The sequence below is a fragment of the Bacillus cereus group sp. BfR-BA-01492 genome (assembly GCF_022662815.1).
Lineage (GTDB): Bacteria > Bacillota > Bacilli > Bacillales > Bacillaceae_G > Bacillus_A > Bacillus_A cereus_BD.
In genome coordinates this window covers 342,924-363,420 of sequence record NZ_JAKUEH010000002.1, presented here as the reverse complement: position 1 = coordinate 363,420, position 20,497 = coordinate 342,924, and the positions used below count along the sequence as shown (strand labels likewise).

The following is a 20,497-nucleotide window of genomic DNA, read 5'->3' as shown; positions in this document are numbered from 1 at the left end:
GGCAAGGAGATTGCCACCAGTCTATAAAATGAGCGAGACAACAAAAGTGAGTATAAAGTGCCATGTTTTCATATAAAAAACTTTTCCTGTAACAGAAAGGAACATGATTCATTCTTTAAAAGACAAAAAATCTGATAAATTTGAGGAGCATTTCAAGAAATAAAAATAAACAGAGCGAAGATGTCTAATGAGTAGCTAGAGTATATAGTTTGATCAAGTATTTGTAGCTAGTTTGGAAAAAATCTAAAATTCCTTTAGAATATAACTGAAGGTGATAACGATGGAAAAAGAAATTAAGCGCAAAATCAACTTGTTAAATATTCTTGTGAAAGAAAAAAAGTGGTTCACGCTTTTAGAATTGGAAAAACGGTTAAATTGTTCTAGTAAAACGATACGAAAAGATATAGTAGTGATTAATGATTTATTACCAACAGGTGCAATGATACATTCTAAAAAAGGAAAAGGTGTAAAATTATCTTTACCTCAAGATCAATCAATTTCTGAGGTGATTTCGAAGCTTTTAAAACAGTCGCGAACGTTTTTAGTTCTTCAGCAGTTATTAGAAGAAAGGTCAAGCACAGTTACATCTTTATCAGAAAATTTATATCTGCCTATTTCTTCTACGAATACGGTGTTAAGAAGACTTGCCAGGTATATAAAGAAATTTGGCCTGTTTTTAGAAAAGAAACCATTACAAATTATAGGGAATGAGTTTCAAATTATACTGATGTTTTCTGAACGTTATTTAGAAGCTTTTATAGAAGAAGAATGGCCTTTTCCAGAATATAAAGAAGAAGTGCTATTAAGTTATGTAGACTATATTGAAGAGAAACTAGGAATTCTATTTTATTCTAGCGACCGAAGAAGATTAGTCTTTATTATGGCAATTCTTTTTAAGCGAATGAATCAAGGATATAAAGTACAATTTAGTGAATCGGTTATTAAAACTACACTTGAATCTTTATATTACCAAAAGATATTTGAAGGGAAGCACATTATAAAGAGAGATGGAAACAGGCCTTTACGTATTGAAGAGCAAGTGTTGTTAATTATCATCATTAAATTATTGAGTTATGTAAGTGAAAATGAAACAAATTCTAAAAAAGAAGAATTAATGCTTTATAAAGCAGGGGAAATACAGGCTTACGTGTATGTAAGAGAGTTTATTGATACTTTGGAGCAAGAATTACAAATGGATTTAGCTAGCCATGAAGATTTTGTATATGGAATGATTGAGTATTGTAGAAATACATTTCATATATTAAAATTCCTTCCTAGAATAAAAGCCCCAGAAAAAGATACGTGTAAATATATAAAGAAAAACTATAAAGAAACGTTTGATTTAGTAAAAAAAGCGTATATAAAATGGGGGAAACAATTGAAACTAACAGATATTCCTGATGAAGAAGTTGCAAAAGTAACTATGAGGATCGCAGCAATAGGAAAATTGCCTAATAAAAATAGAAAAAAAGTGTTACTTCTTACAGGAGAAGGGAAAAGCTGGGAAGAATATATGAAAAGCCGTATTAATAAACGGTATAGTGATCAACTAGAGTTTATAGAAGGGAAAAATAAAAGGGTGTTACAAGGAGATATGGAAGGAATAGATGTGGACTTTATTATTACAACTGTACCGTTAAATATAACTGGAAAATCTATTGTGCATGTATCCCCTATTCTGCAAGAGCGAGATTTTTATGAAATAGGAATTTTTGCAAATCAGGAATAATTGATTTTTCAATTGTATTTGAGCATAGAATGGATTGGATAAAAACCTTGCCTTTTTAGTAAAAGAGAGAATGAAGTTAGACGCATAAATTTAAAAAGGCAAGGTTTTTATAAATCATCTCACTGCCCTAAAATAGTCAGATAAACGGATTTAAAATGTATAGCGTTGAGACGTCGGACAGGAGATTATAAGAAGTTACCAATAGAATAATAAAAGGATGTTAAAATATATAAAGATAGGACGGATAAATATGTACGTAACTGTAACAGATACAGCTTATAAAAAAATTGTGGGTACGACTCCAAACGAGACGAAATTTATGAAGTTATTTTATGATAATGAAGGGTGCGGCTGTGTAATGAGTGGAATTATTGATTTAGTAGCTGTATCTGAAAAAGAGGAACGCGATGTAGATGTTGCGTCAAATAAATTAAAATTTATTGCAGATCGTACAAAACTTGTATTTATGGATGATAAATTGATTGTTGATTTGCATGAATCGGGTGAGTATTTTCAATTAAAGAGCCCGAGTCAATTTTATAATCCAAATATGAAACTTCATATTCGAGTGTAATGACTGAAGAGGGAGCAAAGATATGCTCCTTTTTTTTATGAAATTTTTTAGATAATGAAATGTGAATTGGATTGAAAATTCTGTATAATTATTCTTATGGGGGAGATCAGAATGAGGAGATGGGGAATTGAATTATTAATTTTTAGCGTTGTAGTTATATGGGGCATTAATTATACGATTGCGAAATACGGGCTATTAGAATTTACAGCGATTGAATTTACAGCACTTCGGATGATGGCAGCAGCGCCGCTGTTATTACTACTTACGTTTTCTATTGAAAAGTCTCTCTATATAGAGAGAAGAGATATACCGAGGCTCATTATTGTCAGTGTTGTTGGCATTATACTGTATCAAACGTTATTTATGGAAACTGTAAAATACACATCTGCAACAAATGCTTCTTTACTCATTTCTATTTCACCTATTTTTACCACCCTATTTACAATTTCGCTTAAACAAGAGAATTTTTCCATTCGAAAATTAATCGGTTCTATTATAGCTTGTGCAGGTACAGTACTTGTGTTACTAGCGGGCCATTCATTTGCCAACTCGTTCTATGGAAATGGGATTGGGATTATTACTTCAATATGTTGGGGACTTTATCCAGTATTAGCGGGACCGCTTATAAAAAAATATACAGCACTACGTGTAACAGCTTGGTCAGCGGTTGTTGGGGCGATTCCACTTTGTCTACTGAGTGGATGGCATGTCTTTTTATTACCATTTCAAATTGAAAAAGGAATGACATGGTTTGCGCTCTTATATTCTATTTTCTTTGTAACAGTATTTGGTTTGGTGATGTGGTATATAGGAGTTCAAAAAATCGGAGCATCCCATACGATGGTGTATATGTATATTACTCCACTTGTGGCAGTGTTATTTGCAGCATTATGGGCAAAAGAGCATATTTCTATTCAGCAAATCATTGGTGGATGTATTATTTTTCTCGGATTATGGTTTGTGAAATTTGAAAAGAGAGAATCACAGTCAATCGTATCAGAACATATATCAAAATAGGAAAACAGATCAATCGTGATCTGCTTTCCTATTTTTTTATTTTGGGAAGAAATATGAGAAAAAGAATAGCAGTAATAAGAGGAATTAAATTAAGAAACGGTATACGAAATAATGTGATAAGAATGATGCCAGGGAGAAGGACACCGAGAACAGCATAGAAGATACTGTGCTTTTTTGTGTACCAATATAAAGAAAGGCCAATAAGTGCTGGAACAATGAAATGAATAAGAGCCATTAAAAAATAGATCATCAGACGCCCCCTTTATTTATGTGCTTACTACATCATATCCATATGTTTATAGATTGATATCAACTTTTTGGGAAATGGACAGAAAAATGTTTACAAAAACGTCACAAAATCTTTAGGACGAACAGTAGAAATCTTGTATAATGTTATTTTCAAAAAGTATTTAAAAAACATAAATACAGTGTTTATGTTTTTTGTAAATATAACAAATGAAATGTGATGGTATGTAGATAGAAAGGAATAACAGTAAAGGAGCATAGTATGATTCATATGTCATTAAGGGCGTTTAAAATTCAAATGTATTATTTACTAGGTATTATGCTACTAGGATGGGCAATGACTCCATTTTCTGCACATTTTTTAGGTGTGGGGATCGGTCTATTAGTTAGTATGTATTGTGTTTGGATTTTAGGTAGACGCATTGAAAAGCTTGGGGATAGCATCGTAAAAAAAACAAAGGCACCGTCTCTTGGAATGTTTAACCGATTTGCAGCAGCAATACTTGGAGCGATGATTATGTATGAAATCGAACATCATATGGTAATGTGGGCGTTTGCTGTTGGGATTATGGGTGGTTACATCTTAATTGTCATTAACTTAGGGTATTACAGCATGAAAGATGAGTAGAAATAGATGATAAGTATAAAACATTCCTTCTCCAAAAGAAGTGAGACACTCTGTTTCGTTTTTGAAGGTAGGATTTCATATAAAGAAGCTTACGTTTTTTATCGTAAGCTTCTTTTTTATTGTAAGTATGTGTAATCGATAAAGTCGCATTGGGTTTTGTCGGTGAGTACGCGTAGCTTTATTTTGGATTACAACATACTTATTCATATGAGTAAGGGTCATTCTTAAGCAGTTGGACCGCCAAGATTGATAATATCTTTTGAGACATTATCGAATTTCTTGAAGTTTTCTTTAAATTGATTAGCAAGTTCAATTGCTTTTTGTTTATAAGCAGCTTGATCAGCCCATGTTTGTTCAGGCATTAATACTTCATCAGGTACACCTGGTACATGAAGTGGAACATCTAGACCGAAGATGTCATGTTTTACGGTTTCTACTTTATCAAGTTCACCGTTTAATGCAGCTTGAACCATTGCTCGAGTATAAGCTAAATTCATACGCTTTCCAACGCCGTATTCGCCGCCAGTCCAACCAGTATTTACTAAGAATACTTTTGCATCGTGTTTTTCAATTTTTTCACCAAGCATTTCTGCATAGCGTGACGCATCAAGCGGTAAGAATGGTGAACCGAAGCAAGTAGAGAATGTAGCTTGCGGCGATGTAACACCGCGTTCAGTTCCTGCTAGTTTACTAGTGTAACCGCTTAAGAAATGATACATAGCTTGTTCTTTTGATAACTTACTGATTGGTGGTAATACACCAGATGCATCAGCAGTTAAGAAAATAATAGTATTTGGATGTCCTGCAACACTTGGTAGAACGATATTATCAATCGCATCTATTGGATATGCAGCACGTGTATTTTCAGTTAACGCTGTATCGCTATAGTCTGCAACGCGTGTTTTATTGTCAACTATAACATTTTCTAATACGGATCCGAATTTAATAGCATCAAAGATTTGTGGTTCTTTTTCATGAGAAAGATTAATGCATTTTGCGTAGCAACCGCCTTCAATATTGAATACGCCATTATCAGACCATCCATGTTCATCATCACCAATTAATTTTCGATGTGGATCAGCTGATAAAGTTGTTTTACCTGTTCCAGATAAACCGAAGAATAATGCTACGTCTCCTTCTTCACCTACGTTAGCAGAACAATGCATAGAAAGAATATCTTGTTCAGGAAGTAAGAAGTTCATGATCGAGAAAATCGATTTCTTCATTTCTCCAGCATATTCAGTACCACCAATTAGTACAATGCGTTTTTCAAATGAAACAATAATGAATGCTTCAGAGTTTGTGCCATCAACCGCTGGATCTGCTTTAAAGTTTGGTGCAGAAACAATTGTGAATGGTGCATTATGATTTGCTAATTCCTCTTCAGTTGGACGAATAAATAATTGATGAACGAATAAATTGTGCCATGCATATTCGTTTACAACTTGAATTGGTAGGCGATAGTTACGATCAGCGCCAGCGAATCCTTTAAATACAAATAGTTCTTCTTTTTCCTTTAAGTACTCTAATACTTTTGTATATAATTTATTAAAACGATCTTCAGAAATCGGCTGATTTACAGGTCCCCAAGCAATTTTATTTGCAACCGATGGTTCTTTCACGATAAATTTATCTTTAGGAGAACGTCCTGTATATTTTCCTGTTGAAGCAGAAACAGCACCAGTAGAAGTTAGTTTTCCTTCATTTCTCATCAGTACTTTTTCCACTAACTGCGGAACGCTTAGTTGAATCTGTGCATTGCTTCCGTTCAGTAATTCATGTAATCCAATTTGGACATTCACAGTACTCATAGTTTATATACCATCCTTTTCATTTTATGAAATATTTCTCGTAATCCCCATCAAGAGTATAACACAATTATATAAATAATGTATACTATTTATTTATTTTTGTTTGTGTGAATGTATAATTTTTCTATTTATATTTTACCGCGAAAAACTTGCAGGAATAAATGAATATTAATTGACAAATGAATAGCATTTCTTTAGTATAGGTTGGGACGGATACTCTCTTATCCCGAGCTGGCGGAGGGACAGGCCCGATGAAGCCCAGCAACCTCACTTGTACTGGTAAAAACAAGTGAATAGGTGCTAAAACCTGTGCGAGGCGAACGGTCTCGAACGATAAGAGCGAAGGGCAAAAAGCAGTATGCAAGTAGCAAATCAAACCTTTCCTCTATATAATGGGAAAGGTTTTTCTTTATACTTGTGTGGGAGAATAAATGAATGTCGCAATTTGTGGCAAGTTAAGGATGAGTTCCGTACAATATATACAATTACTGTAGGGAGGTTTACCACATGACAAAACAACGTCATCTGTTCACATCTGAGTCTGTAACTGAAGGACATCCAGATAAAATTTGTGACCAAATTTCTGATTCAATTTTAGATGCGATCTTATCAAAAGACGCAAATGCACGTGTAGCTTGTGAAACAACAGTAACAACTGGTTTAGTATTGGTAGCGGGGGAAATTACAACTTCAACGTATGTAGATATTCCAAAAATCGTTCGTGAAACAATTCAAGGCATTGGTTATACTCGTGCAAAATACGGATTCGATGCAGAAACTTGTGCAGTTTTAACATCTATCGATGAGCAATCTGCTGACATCGCTATGGGTGTTGACCAAGCGTTAGAAGCACGTGAAGGTCAAATGACTGATGCTGAGATTGAAGCAATTGGTGCAGGAGACCAAGGTTTAATGTTTGGTTTCGCATGTAATGAAACGAAAGAATTAATGCCACTTCCAATCTCACTTGCTCACAAATTAGCTCGTCGTTTAACGGAAGTTCGTAAAGATGAAACATTAGATTATTTACGTCCAGACGGTAAAACGCAAGTTACAGTTGAGTATGATGAAAATGGTAAACCAGTACGTGTTGACACAATTGTAATTTCTACTCAACATCATCCAGAAATTACATGGGAACAAATCGATCGCGACTTAAAAGAGTATGTAATTAAAGCTGTTGTACCAGCAGAATTAATGGACGAAGAAACAAAATTCTTCATTAACCCAACTGGTCGTTTCGTAATCGGTGGACCACAAGGGGATGCTGGATTAACAGGACGTAAAATTATCGTTGATACTTATGGTGGATATGCTCGCCATGGCGGTGGTGCATTCTCTGGTAAGGATGCAACGAAAGTTGACCGTTCTGCAGCGTATGCAGCACGTTATGTTGCGAAAAATATTGTAGCAGCTGGTCTTGCTGAAAAAGCGGAAGTACAGCTTGCGTATGCAATTGGTGTAGCGAAGCCAGTATCAATTTCAGTTGATACATTTGGAACTGGGAAAGTATCTGAAGAAGTACTAGTAGAATTAGTTCGTAACAACTTCGATCTTCGTCCAGCTGGCATTATTAAAATGTTAGACCTACGTCGCCCAATTTACAAACAAACAGCAGCTTACGGCCACTTTGGACGTACTGATGTAGATCTGCCTTGGGAGCGTACAGACAAAGCAGCTGACTTAAAAGAGCAAGCTGGTCTATAATATAATAAAAAAGGTTTTGCGCTTCCGCGCAAAACCTTTTTTATTTATAGTTAGGCTGTAATAGTGCAAAAAGTTCAATATCATGCCATGCTCCATCTCGAAATATCGCTTCTTTACAAGTCCCTTCATGTTGAAAGCCAAGTTTCTTATAAAGATGTATTGCCTTATCGTTAAACGAAAATACTCGCAAAGAAACGCGATGTAAGTTTAATTCTCGAAAAGCGTAGTTTAATAATAGAGTTAATGCTTCTTGACCATATCCTTGTCCCCAGTAATCTTTCTGCCCAATATCGATAATGCATTCTGCGTTCTGATTATAGGAATCAATCTGAATGAGAGAGGTAATTCCTATTGGAAGGTTGTCATTTTTCAATTCGATGATATAACTTTTGGAATTAGTTGCGTGCATGATTTGTTTGCAAAATGCTTCGGTCTCTTCGAATGAATATGTATCGAGTATAGGGCTGGTTGTTTGCATAACTTCAGGATCGTTACGCCAAAGATGATAAGTCGGAATATCGTCTTCTGATAACTTTCGTAAGCGAATTCGGTTAGATTCAAACAATTTGGAAATACCTCCTATTTCATCTCGTTATTTTGTTTCGTACATACCCCAGCGCAAGCATTGCAATATATTTCTCCATCAAGTTCAATATATTTTTTTATATTTGTCATCCCGCTACTAGGGATAGGCATATGAATCCATGCTTTTTCATAAGATTTGATTTCGTTTTTGCAAGACTTACAAAGTATTGGCTTACTGCGGAACATTTGCAATCATCCTTTCTTTTGACGCGCTTTTCCGGCGCAAAATGCACTGCATAATAAAAAAATCGTGGCAAAACTAATTCCGCCAATCGTTGCATGAGGTACAGCATCTTGTAACGCAAATCCTGCACTTATAGAAGCGGCAAACAAAAGAAGAAATGTTGTTGTAAGTTTTTGATAGAGTTCCATGTATACCCTCCTCATCATGAAAATATGGTTCGATGTATGGGATATGAAAAATAGTAATTGTGATTGAATAAGTCATAGGGGTGATATGTGGTGGAAGAAACAATGAGATTCCTCTTTATGGATTTATATACTAATATTGTAACATATTATTTTGCTTCGTCACTACATAATGACGAAAGTGTGATGAACTTCATATAGGCTAGAGGTTGAATCGAGTATGATAAAATAAAATATAGTTTACTAAAAGGGGAGAATGAGCATGAGTGTAGTAGAACATAAAAAACAAGCGCCAAAAGAAGTGCGTTGTAAAGTCATTACTGTGTCTGATACACGTACAGAAGAAACGGATAAAAGCGGTAAGTTATTACACGAGTTATTAAGCGAAGCAGGTCATTTCGTAACTTCCTATGAAATTGTAAAAGATGATAAAGAAAGTATTAGGCAAGCTGTATTAAGTGGATATCATCAAGAAGATGTCGATGTTATTTTAACAAACGGAGGAACTGGTATTACAAAGCGCGATGTAACGATTGAAGCAGTTTCGGCATTAATAGATAAAGAAATTGTTGGATTTGGTGAGCTATTTCGCACGATTAGTTATTTAGAGGATATCGGGAGTGCAGCAATGCTAAGTAGAGCAATTGGGGGAACAATGGGTAGAAAGGTTGTCTTTGCTATGCCGGGGTCGACTGGAGCTGTGCGTCTTGCGATGAATAAATTGATTTTGCCAGAGCTCGGACATATTATATTTGAGCTAAATCGCCAATGAAGAGCGTAGTAGGGATTGTATTAGCTGGTGGTATGTCTAGACGCTTTGGAGAACCGAAAGCTTTAGTAAGTTGGCAAGGGTATACGTTTATTGAACGGATTGTTCAAGTGATGCAGGATGTAATGCAAGATATAGTTGTCATTAGTCATGCTAGCATAAAAGAACGTGTAGCTCATTTAATAGAAGTTCCTGTTATAGAAGATATTTCTTTCTATAGAGGAGAAGGACCGCTTGCAGGAATTGTATCTGGTATGGAGTATCTTGAAGCAGAATGGTATATGATTTCACCTTGTGACACGCCGAATATTTCTAGCAAATGGATAAAAGAAATAACAGGACAAATTGACGATGAATATGAAGCGATTATTCCGATTGTTGAGGGGAGAAAGCAGCCGTTATTAGGGGCGTATCATAAAAATGTGAAAGAGAAAATTTATAAATTATTAGACGAAGAAAAACGGAGCATGGAGCAACTTTTATTACATTGTAATGTAAAGTATGTGACGGGAGACGAATGGAATATAGAAAAAACATGGTTTGTAAATGTGAATACGAAAGAAGAATATGCTGAATTACTGAAATATAAAAAGAAATAAAGTGCTCAAGAGTTATTGCTCTGAGCACTTTATTTCTTTTTACGCAAGTAACTCGGTGCTATGTTGCTGAATCACCTCTTCGTATTGCATGGATAAACCGTGAAAGATTTCATCCCAACTTTGAGTAAGGGCATACGATCTAGCGGCTATACTCATTTGATTACGCATTTTATCATACTTTAATAATTGATAAATGGATGATAAAAATGATTCCGTTTGTTTCGGTTCACAAAGAAGACCTGTTTTTTTATCTGTAATAATATTTTTCACACCGCCAGCATTTGCGCCAATCACAGGAGTTCCACATGCGAGTGATTCTAATGCGACATTTCCAAATGTTTCTGTTGCTGATGGGAATATCATGAGATCGGAACAGGCATAAGTTTCAGCTAAGTCCTCACCTTGTAAATATCCTGTGAAAGTTACGTGATTACTTGGCGCATTTTTCTGTAATTCTGTAGCGAGAGGACCATCTCCAGTAATCATCCAATGAATATCATTGTTTCGCTCTTTTATTGTTGTTTGCATGAATCGTTGAAGAGTTTCTATATCTTTTTCTCGTGCAATTCGTCCGACATAGGAAAGGATATAGGGAGCGGTAATATTATATTTTCTTCGAAATACGTCTTTATTATAGGATGGATGGAAGAGGGAACAATCAACGCCGCGTCCCCATATATATAAATTTTGAAATTCCTTCTTTTTTAATTGTTGTAATGTTTCAGAAGAAGGGACAAAGTTTTTTTGCATATGGCTATGAAACCATTTCAAATAATTCCATAACATATTGGAGAGAAATTTGATTTTATAATATTGTAAGTAAGCATCAAAATCAGTGTGATAGGAACCGACAAGAGGGATACCTAGCTTTTTTGCGTAATACATCCCGCAAAGTCCCATGTTAAAGGGTGTTGCAACATGAATAATATCAGGCTGAAATGTAAGAAGTTCCCCCTTAATACGCGGGGTAGGGAAAGCAAAGCGACATTCTGGGTATAAAATTGTAAGCGGAATGCTTCTCATTTTGTTCACATTGTCTATAAAATTATCCTCTGCTGTATGTTGTGGTGCAAACACGGAATAGGAAATATTTTGTCGTTTAAAATAATGAGTTAAGCGATCGAGAGTTTTTGCAACCCCATTTACTTGCGGTGTAAATGTATCAGTAAATATGGCAACTCTCATAAAATCTCTCCTTTACAAAAATAATGGAATGAATTGATAAAAAGAGATAAGGCCAGAACATGTGCCAAGGCACATACCTACAAATACATCCGATGGATAATGAAGCCCGAGATAAATACGGGAAACGCCAATACACAGTGCCAATGGTAGTAAAGCAATGAGTAAGTTGAAATCATAGCAAATAAATGGAGTGATAACAGAAAAAATGGCTGTTGTGTGCCCGGATGGAAAAGAATGATCTTTTAAAGGATGCGATGGATATTTTGCATTTTGGATTGTTAAATAAGGTCGTTTACGTGGATACCATCTTTTTAATATTTGTACAGGAATATGACTCATTGTTAAGGAAACAGCTGCTGCACTTTGTAGCGTCCCTTTTGAAAAAATAAGAAGACAAAGGACGAGTGAGATAGAGAAGATTGCACCACCGATGTGCGTAATGGTACGGAAAAAGACATTTAATGTTTTTTGATCGAAATAACGGTTAATTCCTTTGAAAATGTAACACTCTATTTTATATAAGGAGCTGACAGATTTCATCTTCATGGAACATCTCCCTTCTCATTTACATATATATTGAGATGATATCTTCTATTTTAATAAGATTTTGTTGAGGGAATAATAAAATTTTGTAAAGAAAACATTAGCATTTTCATAAAATAAGCTGCCATTGTTATGGCAGCAAGAAGAATTACTTTTGTAATGATTTATAGTACTGTCCTTTTTCAACATATTGCTTACGAATACGTTCCATATCTTTTCGGTCTTCATCTGTTAATTCACGAATGACTTTTGCGGGACGTCCAAATGCAAGTGTATGAGGCGGTATTTTCTTTCCTTGGGAAACTAAGCTTCCAGCACCGATAAAAGCACCTTCACCAATTTCAGCACCGTCTAAAATGATAGAACCCATCCCGATTAAAGCATCTTTTTTTATCATGCAGCTATGTAAAATCACTTGATGCCCAATTGTAACATCATCTTCTAAAATGAGGGGATATTGCGGACTTTGATGCAGTGTACATTGATCTTGTACATTCACTCTATTTCCGATGATGGTTGGAGACACATCACCCCGAATGACAGTGTTAAACCAAATGCTGGATTCTTCGCCGATTGTAACGTCACCTGTAATCGTAACGTAGTCAGCAATAAAAGCACTACTCGCAATTTTCGGATTTTTATCTTTATAAGGATATATCATGTTAAGCCTTCCTTTCCTAGAGACTATTTTTAGTGTATCAAATTATGAAAAAGAGTGAAATGGAGGAGAATTATATGTGGAATTATGAAACGGAATCGGCAAAAGCTGTCATCGTAATTGTGCATGGTGCCATGGAGTACCATGGGCGTTATGAAGCGCTGGCAGAAGAGTGGAATCACATTGGGTATCATGTTGTTATGGGAGATCTTCCTGCCCATGGAACAACGTCAAGAAATAGAGGACATATTAATTCGTTTGATGAATACATAGAAGAGGTCAAAGCGTGGATAAAAGAAGCGAGAAAGTATAGACTACCTATTTTTTTATTGGGACATAGTATGGGGGGACTTATCATCATTCGAATGATGGAAGAAACGAAGCGCGAAGATATAGATGGTATTATATTAAGTTCGCCATGCTTAGGGGTGTTAGCTACTCCAGCGGCACCACTTCGAGCTCTTGCGAAGGTATTAAATATTGCTATGCCGAAATTACAATTTCCAACGAATCTTACAGTGGAAATGTCAACAAGAAATAAAGAAGTTCGAGATGCAATGGAAAATGATTCATTGTTCTTGCGCAAGGTATCCGTTCGTTGGTATAGTGAATTGATAAAATCTACACGAATTGCTCATGAAAAAATAGATGAGTTCCCAGACGTTCCGCTCTTGCTAATGCAGGCGTGTGAGGATAAACTAGTAGATAAAACAAGTGTCCGTAAATGGTTTGATAATTTAAAAATTAGTGATAAGGCATATAAAGAATGGCCGAATTGTTATCACGAGTTATTAAATGAGTATGAGCGAGATGAAGTTTTTAATTATATCAAGTCATTTACTGAAATGCATGTCAATAACATAATAGAAACAAATAAATAATGAAATTGTACATTTAATAGAGGAGATGAAGGACGAAGTGAACGTACCGAGTAATCCCATAACGCTCATGGCGAAAGTATACCGTGATGTGTTTCCGGTAGTACACCATGAGCTGGCAATGTGGAAAGAGCGTGCTTATCATATTCCGAATGACGAACTCCATAGTCAAGCGCTTGCAAGTATTGAACATAAAACGTTTCATTGTGAGGGTGGTAGTATTTTAGCGCTACTTGCAAATGAGCAAAGGGAGGAATGTATTCGATTTATTGTAGCGTATCAAACGATTAGCGACTACTTAGATAATTTATGTGATCGCAGTACATCGCTTGATCCGAAAGATTTTGCTGCACTTCATGAATCAATGTTAATGGCGTTAACACCTGAAAGTGAAAGTGGTGGCAATTATTATCGCTATCGTGATGATCAAGATGACGGTGGATATTTAGATGAACTTGTAGCTACTTGTCAAGAGGTGTTAAGGAAAACGAAACATTACGATAAAATTGCACCTATTCTTCATGAACTTGCATGTTATTATTGTGATTTGCAAATTCATAAGCACGTGAAATTAGAAGAACGAGAGCCTCGTTTACAAACGTGGTTTGAAGCTCATAAAGAAAGTGTTCCACCAATGAGCTGGTTTGAATTTTCAGCATGCGCAGGATCAACTCTTGGGGTTTTTTGTCTCGTGGCGTATGCTTTCCATGACGAATTACTTGATGAGGATATTATAAAGATTAAACAAGGGTATTTTCCTTACGTACAAGGTCTTCATATTTTACTGGATTATTTCATTGATCAAGAAGAAGACCGAATTGGCGGCGATTTGAATTTTTGTAGCTATTATGAAAATGAACAGGTCATATTAGCAAGAATGAAACATTTTGTGCAAGAGGCGGAAAAAAGTATTGGTAACTTGCCGCATGCGAAATTTCATCGATTAATTAGCCGCGGATTATTGGGGATTTATTTGTCGGATCAAAAAGTTTCAGAGCAAAAGAATATGCAGCATATAGCACGGCGCATTGTGAAATATGGCGGTTTCACTTCAAAATTCTTCTATTGGAACGGTAAGATGTACCGAAAGAAAATGGCGCAGTGACGTGAAAAGACCACTCTGTTTAAGAGTGGCTTTTTACTATCTATAAATATCTAGCACATAAGGAGGGGAGCTAGTGAAGACAGAGAGAATGCTTTCGATACTTATTTGTTTGCTACAAAAAGATATCATTTCTGCTGAAGAGTTAGCCAATACATTTGAAGTTAGCAAACGAACGATTTATCGAGATATCGATGCATTATCGGCAATTGGCATTCCAATTATTTCTTATTTAGGAAAGAACGGCGGTTTTACGTTAATTGATAATTATCGATTAGACAAATTTACATTTAGCGAAGAAGAAAAACGTTTTTTACTAGAAGGTTTAACTTTAAAAAGCGAGCTTTTTGATGACGAGCAATTATCCATTTTGCAAAAGAAAATAGAGGTATTGAAAGAAACAAAGAGAGAGTACACGTCAAATATGACAGTTTCTTCCTCTACGTTACACCGAGAAACGATAGAAGAAGAGACAAAACGAAAGGTGAAAAAAATTCTTGTGATGATTGAGAAGGAGCAGAAACTTCAGATTTCATATGTATCACAAACAGGATATCTATCAAAGCGAATCATCCAGCCATTAAAATTAAATTTTATGAATGGCAGTTGGTATTTAGAAGCAGTTTGTGCATTAAGAAAAGCTTTAAGATTATTCAAATTGACTAGAATTAGAAGTATGGACATAATCGATGATGACATTGAGATTGTTTATGATAGAAAGCCTGAATTTATAGGGGAGAGCAAAGAAAAGTTAGAACAAATCATTCTTGTATTTTCTAAAAGTACATTAGGTAAACTATATGATTTCTTTACGGATGAAGAAATTGAAGTACTTGAAGATGGAGATGTACAAGTAACTTTTCAATATGATATCAATAAAAATATATTGCCGTTTTTATTTATGTTTGGTAGAAATGTAAAAATTGTAGAACCGTTATGGCTAAAAAAGAAATATAGAGAAGAAATTGAATATATTTATAAAAGCTGACAGACTGTTGTCATATTTTGTATGATACCCTTTACTTATTAAATGTTGGAGGGATATACATGAATACAACAGTTACTGAAAAGCAGATTTATGGGAAAAAGGTGAGAACAAGTAACCAAAATATGAACAGCATATTTAAGTTATGGGAAGAGTTTCTTCAGCTCGATTTAAAAGGTGACGTATATAGTGTTTATACAAACTATGAAAGTGATTATACAGGTGAGTATGATTTGTATATCGGCACAGAAAAGGAGCTTGCCGCAGAAAATAGAATGATTATTCCAGGTGGGAATTATTACGTTGTTGAAGTAGACAATAGCAATCCGCAAGGTGTGTTTCATGCTTGGGAAAAAATTTGGCAAAGTGATATAAAACGAGCTTACCAAACGGATTTTGAATTTTACTCTAAGGATGGGAGTATTAAAATATTTTTATCGATTGAAGAATAAATGGACAACCGGCTCCTTTAAAAGAGTCGGTTGTTTTATATACCACTTATATAGTTGAAATAAGTTCATTCTCCAATCACTCTTTCTCATTAACCTATTTATGGTAAGGTTAATGAGAAAGAGTGATGACAACTAAATCTGCCGGTCTGATTGTAATGGATTATGTAGTACAGACTATGTTAGGAGTTATTATTATTGGCGATATCGTCTTTTTAGTAAATTAGAAACAGAAGGGAGAGAAAAGTAGCCCATGAGTATTGGAAATATCTTTTCCATTCTCTCGATCATTTTATTTATGTATATATTGTGGGAACATAAAAAAGAAGTAAAGGAAATGTATGAAAAGTTGACGGTTATGCAGTTAATAGGCATGATTCTTTCATATATTGTAGCGACTTTTGTTGCGTTTCTTTTTATATATTATGGTGGGAATTGGATTGTAAATTATATCCCGTTTTCCCCATTGAAAACAGTCGTTTCGATTATAATTATAGTTGCTGTTTTATTTTGCTGTTTGAAGGTGCTAAATCATGTTTTAAAAAAGATATGTGGCGATGCTTTGTAAAATATATTTATACAGAAAAGACGTGTACAGAGACACGTCTTTTCTATTTTGGATATTTAAGATGTAAGTTGTGATTTGTTTCTTATATATTGATGAACAACCGCCTTTGCAAGACATAAAGATGAATCTAAAAAGTAAAGGCTATCAGTTTCGCCGTTTATGACAACATTTAAATCAGTACAGGCAATAATAGCGGCATCTACTGTTCCTGCTAACTCTATAGAAAGAGTGTGCCATAATTCATTTGCTTTATGTAGGTGACCTTCCTTTATGCTTGAAATGATTTGCGTTGTATCTTTTTGCCAACTCTCTTTATATATATATTCTATACCACGGTTTGTAATTTCATTTTGATAAATATGAGATTGAACAGTGGCATCCGTTGCTAAGAGGGTCACTTTATGAATATGACTTGGTAGTTCTTTCAGTGTCTCATCAATCATATTTAAAAGAGGAAGAGAGACTGCATTTTGTATTTCGCTAAAATATAAATGAGCCGTATTACATGGCATGGCAATAAAATCAACACCTATGTTTTCAAGTCTTTGAGCACCAGTGATAATTGCTTGTTTCATTGCTTCATGATCAATCGGTTTATCTATATAAAAAGGTGTCGGGCAAGAGTAAATCATCATATGTGGAAAATCTATATCATATTTTGCTCCATATATTTGTTGACATTGTTCCACTACTGTGTCAATAAATGACCCTGTTGATTTCGGCCCCATTCCTGCTAGTATTCCAATCATTTCTGTATATCCTCCTAATTTCATAATTTAAATTTAGCAATTCTTGTTTTTGCCTACGTGTTCCTTCTTCTTACAAGATAAAGAAATAAAATCATTAAAATAAAGGAGTATGCAAGTGCCCATGTAGTAAGCCATAGTGTATGGATAGCCAAGTTATATTTATAAGAACTCAGCATCATAAAATCGTTAATAGGAGGAAAAATCCATAATAGTTCAGGCCATTCTTTTTTGAGACGAATAGATGCGATGGTAATCAGTAATACAAATGAAAGGCTAAGCCAAGCTGTGCTTGCTTTTTTTATGATGTTTCGTGTAAATAGTGTTGCAATGGAAACGCCGAGTATAGATAAAGAAAAGTGGGCAAGAAATCCTGTGATAAATAAGGAAAGCGTCATTTTTTCTTTAAACATTTGAAAGGCAATAGGATATATAACAGAAATAAGAGAAAGAATACTGCAAATAAGAAGAGCTGTTCCATATTTGCCAAGGTATAAGGTCTGTATATTTTTAGTATGTGAAAGAGTAATTTGTTCTTGAACAGGGTCTTCCGTATGAAACAGTGTAATGGTAATCCACGCTGCAAGTAAGTAGAGCATAAGAGCAGTTTCTAAATACGTGGAAACAATTGGATTTGGTTTGTAAGTATAAACAAAAAGTAAACTTACGATATATATCGCAATTGGAGGTACGTATTTATATGACTTTGTATAATCAAGAATGTTGTAACGAATGAGTGCAATCATAGAAATCTTCCTTTCGTTTTAACGATGTAGGTTGTAATAATGTAATGGATGCATTGTTATGTAATAAATAGTGAAGTATGTCATTTGTGTAAGTTTTTTTGATTTGCAATTGAATAAGATGCAGCTTTACGACATACATAACATGGACGTAGCCAGGTTGTTTCTGTAATTCTGGGATGGAAAATGTATGTGGGACGGTCGCTTCTATATAAATATGTTCTTGTTGAATGATATCAGTGACCAATAGTTTGTCCTCTGCAATTGTATGATTGGCAATTGTCACAATTCGATCGGCAAAGCTTACTAAGAGTTGTTTTTCATGGCAAGTGAAGAGAATCGTGATACCTTGTTCCTTCAATGTAAGCAATATATGTTCCAGTTTTTGCTGAGATTTTGGATCAAGTCCGGAAAGAGGCTCATCTAAAATTAATATATCAACATCGCTAAGGAGCGCTTGCATAATATTTGTTCTTTGCTTCATTCCTTTTGAAAAGTTTCTTATAACGGAATGATTGGCATGTTGTAAATGAAAAATCCCTAACAATGAAGGGATTTTACTTTGTAAATGCTCTTTTGAGAGGCCATGAATACGGCCGAGGTGATATAAATAATCTTCGAGGGTAAAACGAATATCTTCTGGAAACTGTTCAGGTACATATCCAATCTTTATATTCGATTCTTTGTAAATTGTGCCTGCTGTAGGATGAATAAATCCAGCGATGATTTTGAGCAAAGTGCTTTTTCCGGTACCATTGCCACCAACTATAGCAACGGCTTGTCCTTTTGGAATGGATAGATGGATGTTTTCTAATATAAGTTGTTTGTCATATTTCTTTTGAATTTCTTTTAGTTCTAGCAACAAAATAGTGTATCCTCCCTTTTCTATAATACATGTGTATCCATTATATGGTATATGTTGGGGTGATACAATACAAAAAGACGTGCGCATACCACACGTCTTTTTGTTGATTTTTGTCGAGCGATCGATATGTTATGTCGAAACGCCGATATATTTCAATTTGCGCCGATATAAGTAGAGTTACGTTCGATATATCAAAAAAATCGCCGATATATTTAACGTTTCTCAATGGCCACAATAAATGGTGGGTTATTTTGTTGATTGATGAATCCGTAGCGAAGGACATGTGCTTGTTTTTGATCCAAACTTTCAGCAAATTGTAAAACCGCATCACGCTCTATTTTTCCTTCTGGATGTCCGTGATAAATGACAAGAACGATGATTCCTTCCGGTGCCATAATTTCTAACAATTGCTCAATAGCAGCAATTGTCGAGTTCGGCTTTGTAACGATATGCTTGTCGCCACCAGGCAGGTAACCAAGATTGAAAATTGCTCCCGTTACTTTTTCTTTTGCTTCTGCTGGCAAGACGGATAATAGCGTATCGTGGCTATTATGAATGAGAACTGTTCGTTCTTCTAATCCTTTTTCTTTTAGACGAGCCGCCGAATTTTCAATGGCTTCTTTTTGAATATCAAATCCAAATACTTTCCCATTTTCTCCAACAATCTCTGCTAAAAAACAAGTATCATGACCATTACCAAGGGTTGCATCAACAGCATAATCGCCCTCTTTGACAGCTGTTTGCAAAAGTGTGCGCGCAAATGGTAGTACACGTTCTAATTTCATACTTGTTTCACCTCGTTTGCATATTTTCCTTGCCAACTTCCGCGGCGTACAAATTCTGCATCGATGGAATTTAATACTTCCCATTTATTTAAGCTCCACATTGGACCAATCATTAAGTCAGGAGGGCCGTCACCTGTGATGCGATGCACAATCATGTCTGCAGGAATGATTTCAAGTTGGTCAACAACGAGATTGACGTAATCTTTTAAGGAAAGAAATTCTAATTGTCCTTTTTCATATTGCTTCACCATAGGTGTCCCTTTTAGTAAATGAAGCAGATGGATTTTAATCCCTTGTACATCAAGCTTTGCGACTTCGCGTGTAGTTTCCATCATCATATCGTAGTCTTCAAGTGGAAGGCCGTTAATAATGTGAGAACATACGCGAATGCCATGTTTACGAAGTTTATTTACGCCTTCTACATATGTTGGATAATCATGAGCACGGTTAATCAAGTTCGCAGTGCGCTCGTGAACAGTTTGTAAGCCAAGTTCAACCCAAAGATATGTGCGTTTATTTAATTCAGCTAAATATTCTACAACATCGTCAGGTAAGCAGTCTGGGCGAGTTGCGATGGAAAGACCGACTACGTCTTTTTCTGCTAAAAGAGGTTCGAATTTTTCTTTTAATACTTCAACTGGAGCGTGGGTATTTGTATATGCTTGGAAATAGGCGATACATTTTCCATCTTTCCACTTTGTGTGCATTTTTTCCTTCATTTCATAATATTGCGTTACAACATCATCACGGCGATCACCAGCAAAGTCACCAGAACCAGCAGCGCTACAAAACGTACAACCACCGTATGCAACTGTGCCATCACGGTTCGGACAGTCAAAGCCGGCATCTAATGAAACTTTAAAGATTTTTTCACCAAATTCTTTTCGTAAATGATAGTTCCACGTGTGGTAACGTTTGTTGTCATTTGTATATGGAAAAGGGTTTTGAACCTTCAT

At 35.3% G+C, this 20,497-nt stretch carries 25 protein-coding genes and 1 riboswitch; of the genes, 12 read left to right on the top strand and 13 right to left on the bottom strand.

Features of this window, described 5'->3' with window-relative positions:
* The first annotated feature begins 280 nt into the window (after positions 1 to 280).
* The 3 genes from MR063_RS05035 to MR063_RS05025 all read left to right on the top strand — a co-directional run bounded on the left by MR063_RS05035 (position 281) and on the right by MR063_RS05025 (position 3,320).
* Positions 281 to 1,729, top strand: a complete 1,449-nt coding sequence (locus tag MR063_RS05035; RefSeq protein ID WP_242194839.1) for a BglG family transcription antiterminator — start codon at positions 281 to 283, stop codon at positions 1,727 to 1,729.
* A gap of 250 nt (positions 1,730 to 1,979) precedes the next feature.
* Positions 1,980 to 2,303 (top strand): iron-sulfur cluster biosynthesis family protein, encoded by a 324-nt coding sequence (locus MR063_RS05030; protein WP_242194821.1) that lies wholly within the window; start codon positions 1,980 to 1,982, stop codon positions 2,301 to 2,303.
* 111 nt (positions 2,304 to 2,414) lie between these two features.
* Positions 2,415 to 3,320, top strand: a complete 906-nt coding sequence (locus MR063_RS05025; RefSeq protein WP_242194818.1) for a DMT family transporter — start codon at positions 2,415 to 2,417, stop codon at positions 3,318 to 3,320.
* Positions 3,321 to 3,348: 28 nt separating this feature from the next.
* Here the strand turns inward: MR063_RS05025 and MR063_RS05020 are convergent, their stop codons facing one another.
* The gene (locus MR063_RS05020; RefSeq protein ID WP_242194815.1) at positions 3,349 to 3,570 is read right to left on the bottom strand and encodes a hypothetical protein; all 222 of its coding nucleotides are present in this window, start codon (positions 3,568 to 3,570) and stop codon (positions 3,349 to 3,351) included.
* Positions 3,571 to 3,828: 258 nt separating this feature from the next.
* On the opposite strand from MR063_RS05020, the gene MR063_RS05015 reads away from it, so the two are divergent.
* Positions 3,829 to 4,194 carry an ATP synthase subunit I gene (locus MR063_RS05015; RefSeq protein ID WP_242194812.1) on the top strand — a complete coding sequence of 122 codons (366 nt, stop codon included), beginning with the start codon at positions 3,829 to 3,831 and terminating at the stop codon, positions 4,192 to 4,194.
* Positions 4,195 to 4,418: 224 nt separating this feature from the next.
* Here MR063_RS05015 and pckA read toward each other — a convergent pair whose 3' ends face one another.
* Positions 4,419 to 6,005 (bottom strand): phosphoenolpyruvate carboxykinase (ATP), encoded by a 1,587-nt coding sequence (gene pckA, locus MR063_RS05010; protein WP_242194810.1) that lies wholly within the window; start codon positions 6,003 to 6,005, stop codon positions 4,419 to 4,421.
* Positions 6,006 to 6,223: 218 nt separating this feature from the next.
* Positions 6,224 to 6,345: riboswitch (SAM riboswitch) on the top strand.
* A gap of 167 nt (positions 6,346 to 6,512) precedes the next feature.
* Between pckA and metK the strand changes: the two genes are divergently transcribed.
* Complete coding sequence (metK, locus tag MR063_RS05005) at positions 6,513 to 7,712, top strand: methionine adenosyltransferase (protein ID WP_242194807.1); 1,200 nt, start codon at positions 6,513 to 6,515, stop codon at positions 7,710 to 7,712.
* A 40-nt stretch (positions 7,713 to 7,752) separates the two neighbouring features.
* On the opposite strand, the gene MR063_RS05000 is transcribed toward metK, so the two are convergent.
* Genes MR063_RS05000 through MR063_RS04990 form a run of 3 tightly spaced genes read right to left on the bottom strand, consistent with a single transcriptional unit; the run spans position 7,753 to position 8,669 of the window.
* Positions 7,753 to 8,277 carry a GNAT family N-acetyltransferase gene (locus MR063_RS05000; RefSeq protein WP_242194791.1) on the bottom strand — a complete coding sequence of 175 codons (525 nt, stop codon included), beginning with the start codon at positions 8,275 to 8,277 and terminating at the stop codon, positions 7,753 to 7,755.
* Positions 8,278 to 8,291: 14 nt separating this feature from the next.
* Complete coding sequence (locus MR063_RS04995; RefSeq protein ID WP_242194789.1) at positions 8,292 to 8,483, bottom strand: hypothetical protein; 192 nt, start codon at positions 8,481 to 8,483, stop codon at positions 8,292 to 8,294.
* Between the two features lie 6 nt (positions 8,484 to 8,489).
* The gene (locus MR063_RS04990) at positions 8,490 to 8,669 is read right to left on the bottom strand and encodes a hypothetical protein (RefSeq protein ID WP_242194786.1); all 180 of its coding nucleotides are present in this window, start codon (positions 8,667 to 8,669) and stop codon (positions 8,490 to 8,492) included.
* A gap of 259 nt (positions 8,670 to 8,928) precedes the next feature.
* Here MR063_RS04990 and MR063_RS04985 point away from each other — a divergent pair, with 259 nt between their 5' ends.
* Both MR063_RS04985 and MR063_RS04980 read left to right on the top strand, forming a co-directional pair.
* Positions 8,929 to 9,438: a MogA/MoaB family molybdenum cofactor biosynthesis protein gene (locus tag MR063_RS04985; protein ID WP_242194754.1), complete on the top strand. Its 510-nt coding sequence runs from the start codon at positions 8,929 to 8,931 to the stop codon at positions 9,436 to 9,438.
* On the top strand, positions 9,435 to 10,034 hold the full coding sequence (locus tag MR063_RS04980; RefSeq protein WP_242194751.1) for a molybdenum cofactor guanylyltransferase: 600 nt from the start codon (positions 9,435 to 9,437) through the stop codon (positions 10,032 to 10,034). The genes MR063_RS04985 and MR063_RS04980 overlap by 4 nt, the downstream gene beginning before the upstream one ends.
* Positions 10,035 to 10,073: 39 nt before the next feature.
* On the opposite strand, the gene MR063_RS04975 is transcribed toward MR063_RS04980, so the two are convergent.
* From MR063_RS04975 to MR063_RS04965, 3 genes are all read right to left on the bottom strand, one after another.
* On the bottom strand, positions 10,074 to 11,219 hold the full coding sequence (locus MR063_RS04975) for a glycosyltransferase family 4 protein (protein ID WP_242194748.1): 1,146 nt from the start codon (positions 11,217 to 11,219) through the stop codon (positions 10,074 to 10,076).
* A gap of 12 nt (positions 11,220 to 11,231) precedes the next feature.
* Positions 11,232 to 11,765 (bottom strand): phosphatase PAP2 family protein, encoded by a 534-nt coding sequence (locus MR063_RS04970; RefSeq protein ID WP_242194731.1) that lies wholly within the window; start codon positions 11,763 to 11,765, stop codon positions 11,232 to 11,234.
* 145 nt (positions 11,766 to 11,910) lie between these two features.
* On the bottom strand, positions 11,911 to 12,423 hold the full coding sequence (locus MR063_RS04965; RefSeq protein WP_242194728.1) for a gamma carbonic anhydrase: 513 nt from the start codon (positions 12,421 to 12,423) through the stop codon (positions 11,911 to 11,913).
* Positions 12,424 to 12,497: 74 nt separating this feature from the next.
* Between MR063_RS04965 and MR063_RS04960 the strand changes: the two genes are divergently transcribed.
* The 5 genes from MR063_RS04960 to MR063_RS04940 all read left to right on the top strand — a co-directional run bounded on the left by MR063_RS04960 (position 12,498) and on the right by MR063_RS04940 (position 16,402).
* Positions 12,498 to 13,301, top strand: a complete 804-nt coding sequence (locus tag MR063_RS04960; RefSeq protein ID WP_242194726.1) for an alpha/beta hydrolase — start codon at positions 12,498 to 12,500, stop codon at positions 13,299 to 13,301.
* Positions 13,302 to 13,338: 37 nt separating this feature from the next.
* On the top strand, positions 13,339 to 14,403 hold the full coding sequence (locus MR063_RS04955; protein ID WP_242194903.1) for a tetraprenyl-beta-curcumene synthase family protein: 1,065 nt from the start codon (positions 13,339 to 13,341) through the stop codon (positions 14,401 to 14,403).
* 73 nt (positions 14,404 to 14,476) lie between these two features.
* Positions 14,477 to 15,388, top strand: coding sequence for a helix-turn-helix transcriptional regulator (locus MR063_RS04950; RefSeq protein ID WP_242194723.1), 912 nt, complete (start codon positions 14,477 to 14,479; stop codon positions 15,386 to 15,388).
* A gap of 59 nt (positions 15,389 to 15,447) precedes the next feature.
* The gene (locus MR063_RS04945; protein WP_242194718.1) at positions 15,448 to 15,837 is read left to right on the top strand and encodes a GyrI-like domain-containing protein; all 390 of its coding nucleotides are present in this window, start codon (positions 15,448 to 15,450) and stop codon (positions 15,835 to 15,837) included.
* Between the two features lie 250 nt (positions 15,838 to 16,087).
* Complete coding sequence (locus MR063_RS04940; RefSeq protein WP_242194715.1) at positions 16,088 to 16,402, top strand: hypothetical protein; 315 nt, start codon at positions 16,088 to 16,090, stop codon at positions 16,400 to 16,402.
* Between the two features lie 56 nt (positions 16,403 to 16,458).
* Here MR063_RS04940 and MR063_RS04935 read toward each other — a convergent pair whose 3' ends face one another.
* From MR063_RS04935 to mnmL, 5 genes are all read right to left on the bottom strand, one after another.
* The gene (locus tag MR063_RS04935) at positions 16,459 to 17,151 is read right to left on the bottom strand and encodes an aspartate/glutamate racemase family protein (protein WP_242194699.1); all 693 of its coding nucleotides are present in this window, start codon (positions 17,149 to 17,151) and stop codon (positions 16,459 to 16,461) included.
* Positions 17,152 to 17,204: 53 nt separating this feature from the next.
* Positions 17,205 to 17,894 (bottom strand): ABC transporter permease, encoded by a 690-nt coding sequence (locus tag MR063_RS04930; protein WP_242144207.1) that lies wholly within the window; start codon positions 17,892 to 17,894, stop codon positions 17,205 to 17,207.
* Positions 17,863 to 18,756: an ABC transporter ATP-binding protein gene (locus MR063_RS04925; protein ID WP_242194665.1), complete on the bottom strand. Its 894-nt coding sequence runs from the start codon at positions 18,754 to 18,756 to the stop codon at positions 17,863 to 17,865. The genes MR063_RS04930 and MR063_RS04925 overlap by 32 nt, the downstream gene beginning before the upstream one ends.
* Positions 18,757 to 18,968: 212 nt before the next feature.
* Positions 18,969 to 19,541 (bottom strand): tRNA 5-(aminomethyl)-2-thiouridylate-methyltransferase MnmM, encoded by a 573-nt coding sequence (mnmM, locus tag MR063_RS04920; protein WP_242194662.1) that lies wholly within the window; start codon positions 19,539 to 19,541, stop codon positions 18,969 to 18,971.
* Positions 19,538 to 20,497, bottom strand: a complete 960-nt coding sequence (gene mnmL / locus MR063_RS04915) for a tRNA modification radical SAM protein MnmL/YtqA (protein WP_242194644.1) — start codon at positions 20,495 to 20,497, stop codon at positions 19,538 to 19,540. Before mnmL ends, mnmM begins: the two co-directional genes overlap by 4 nt.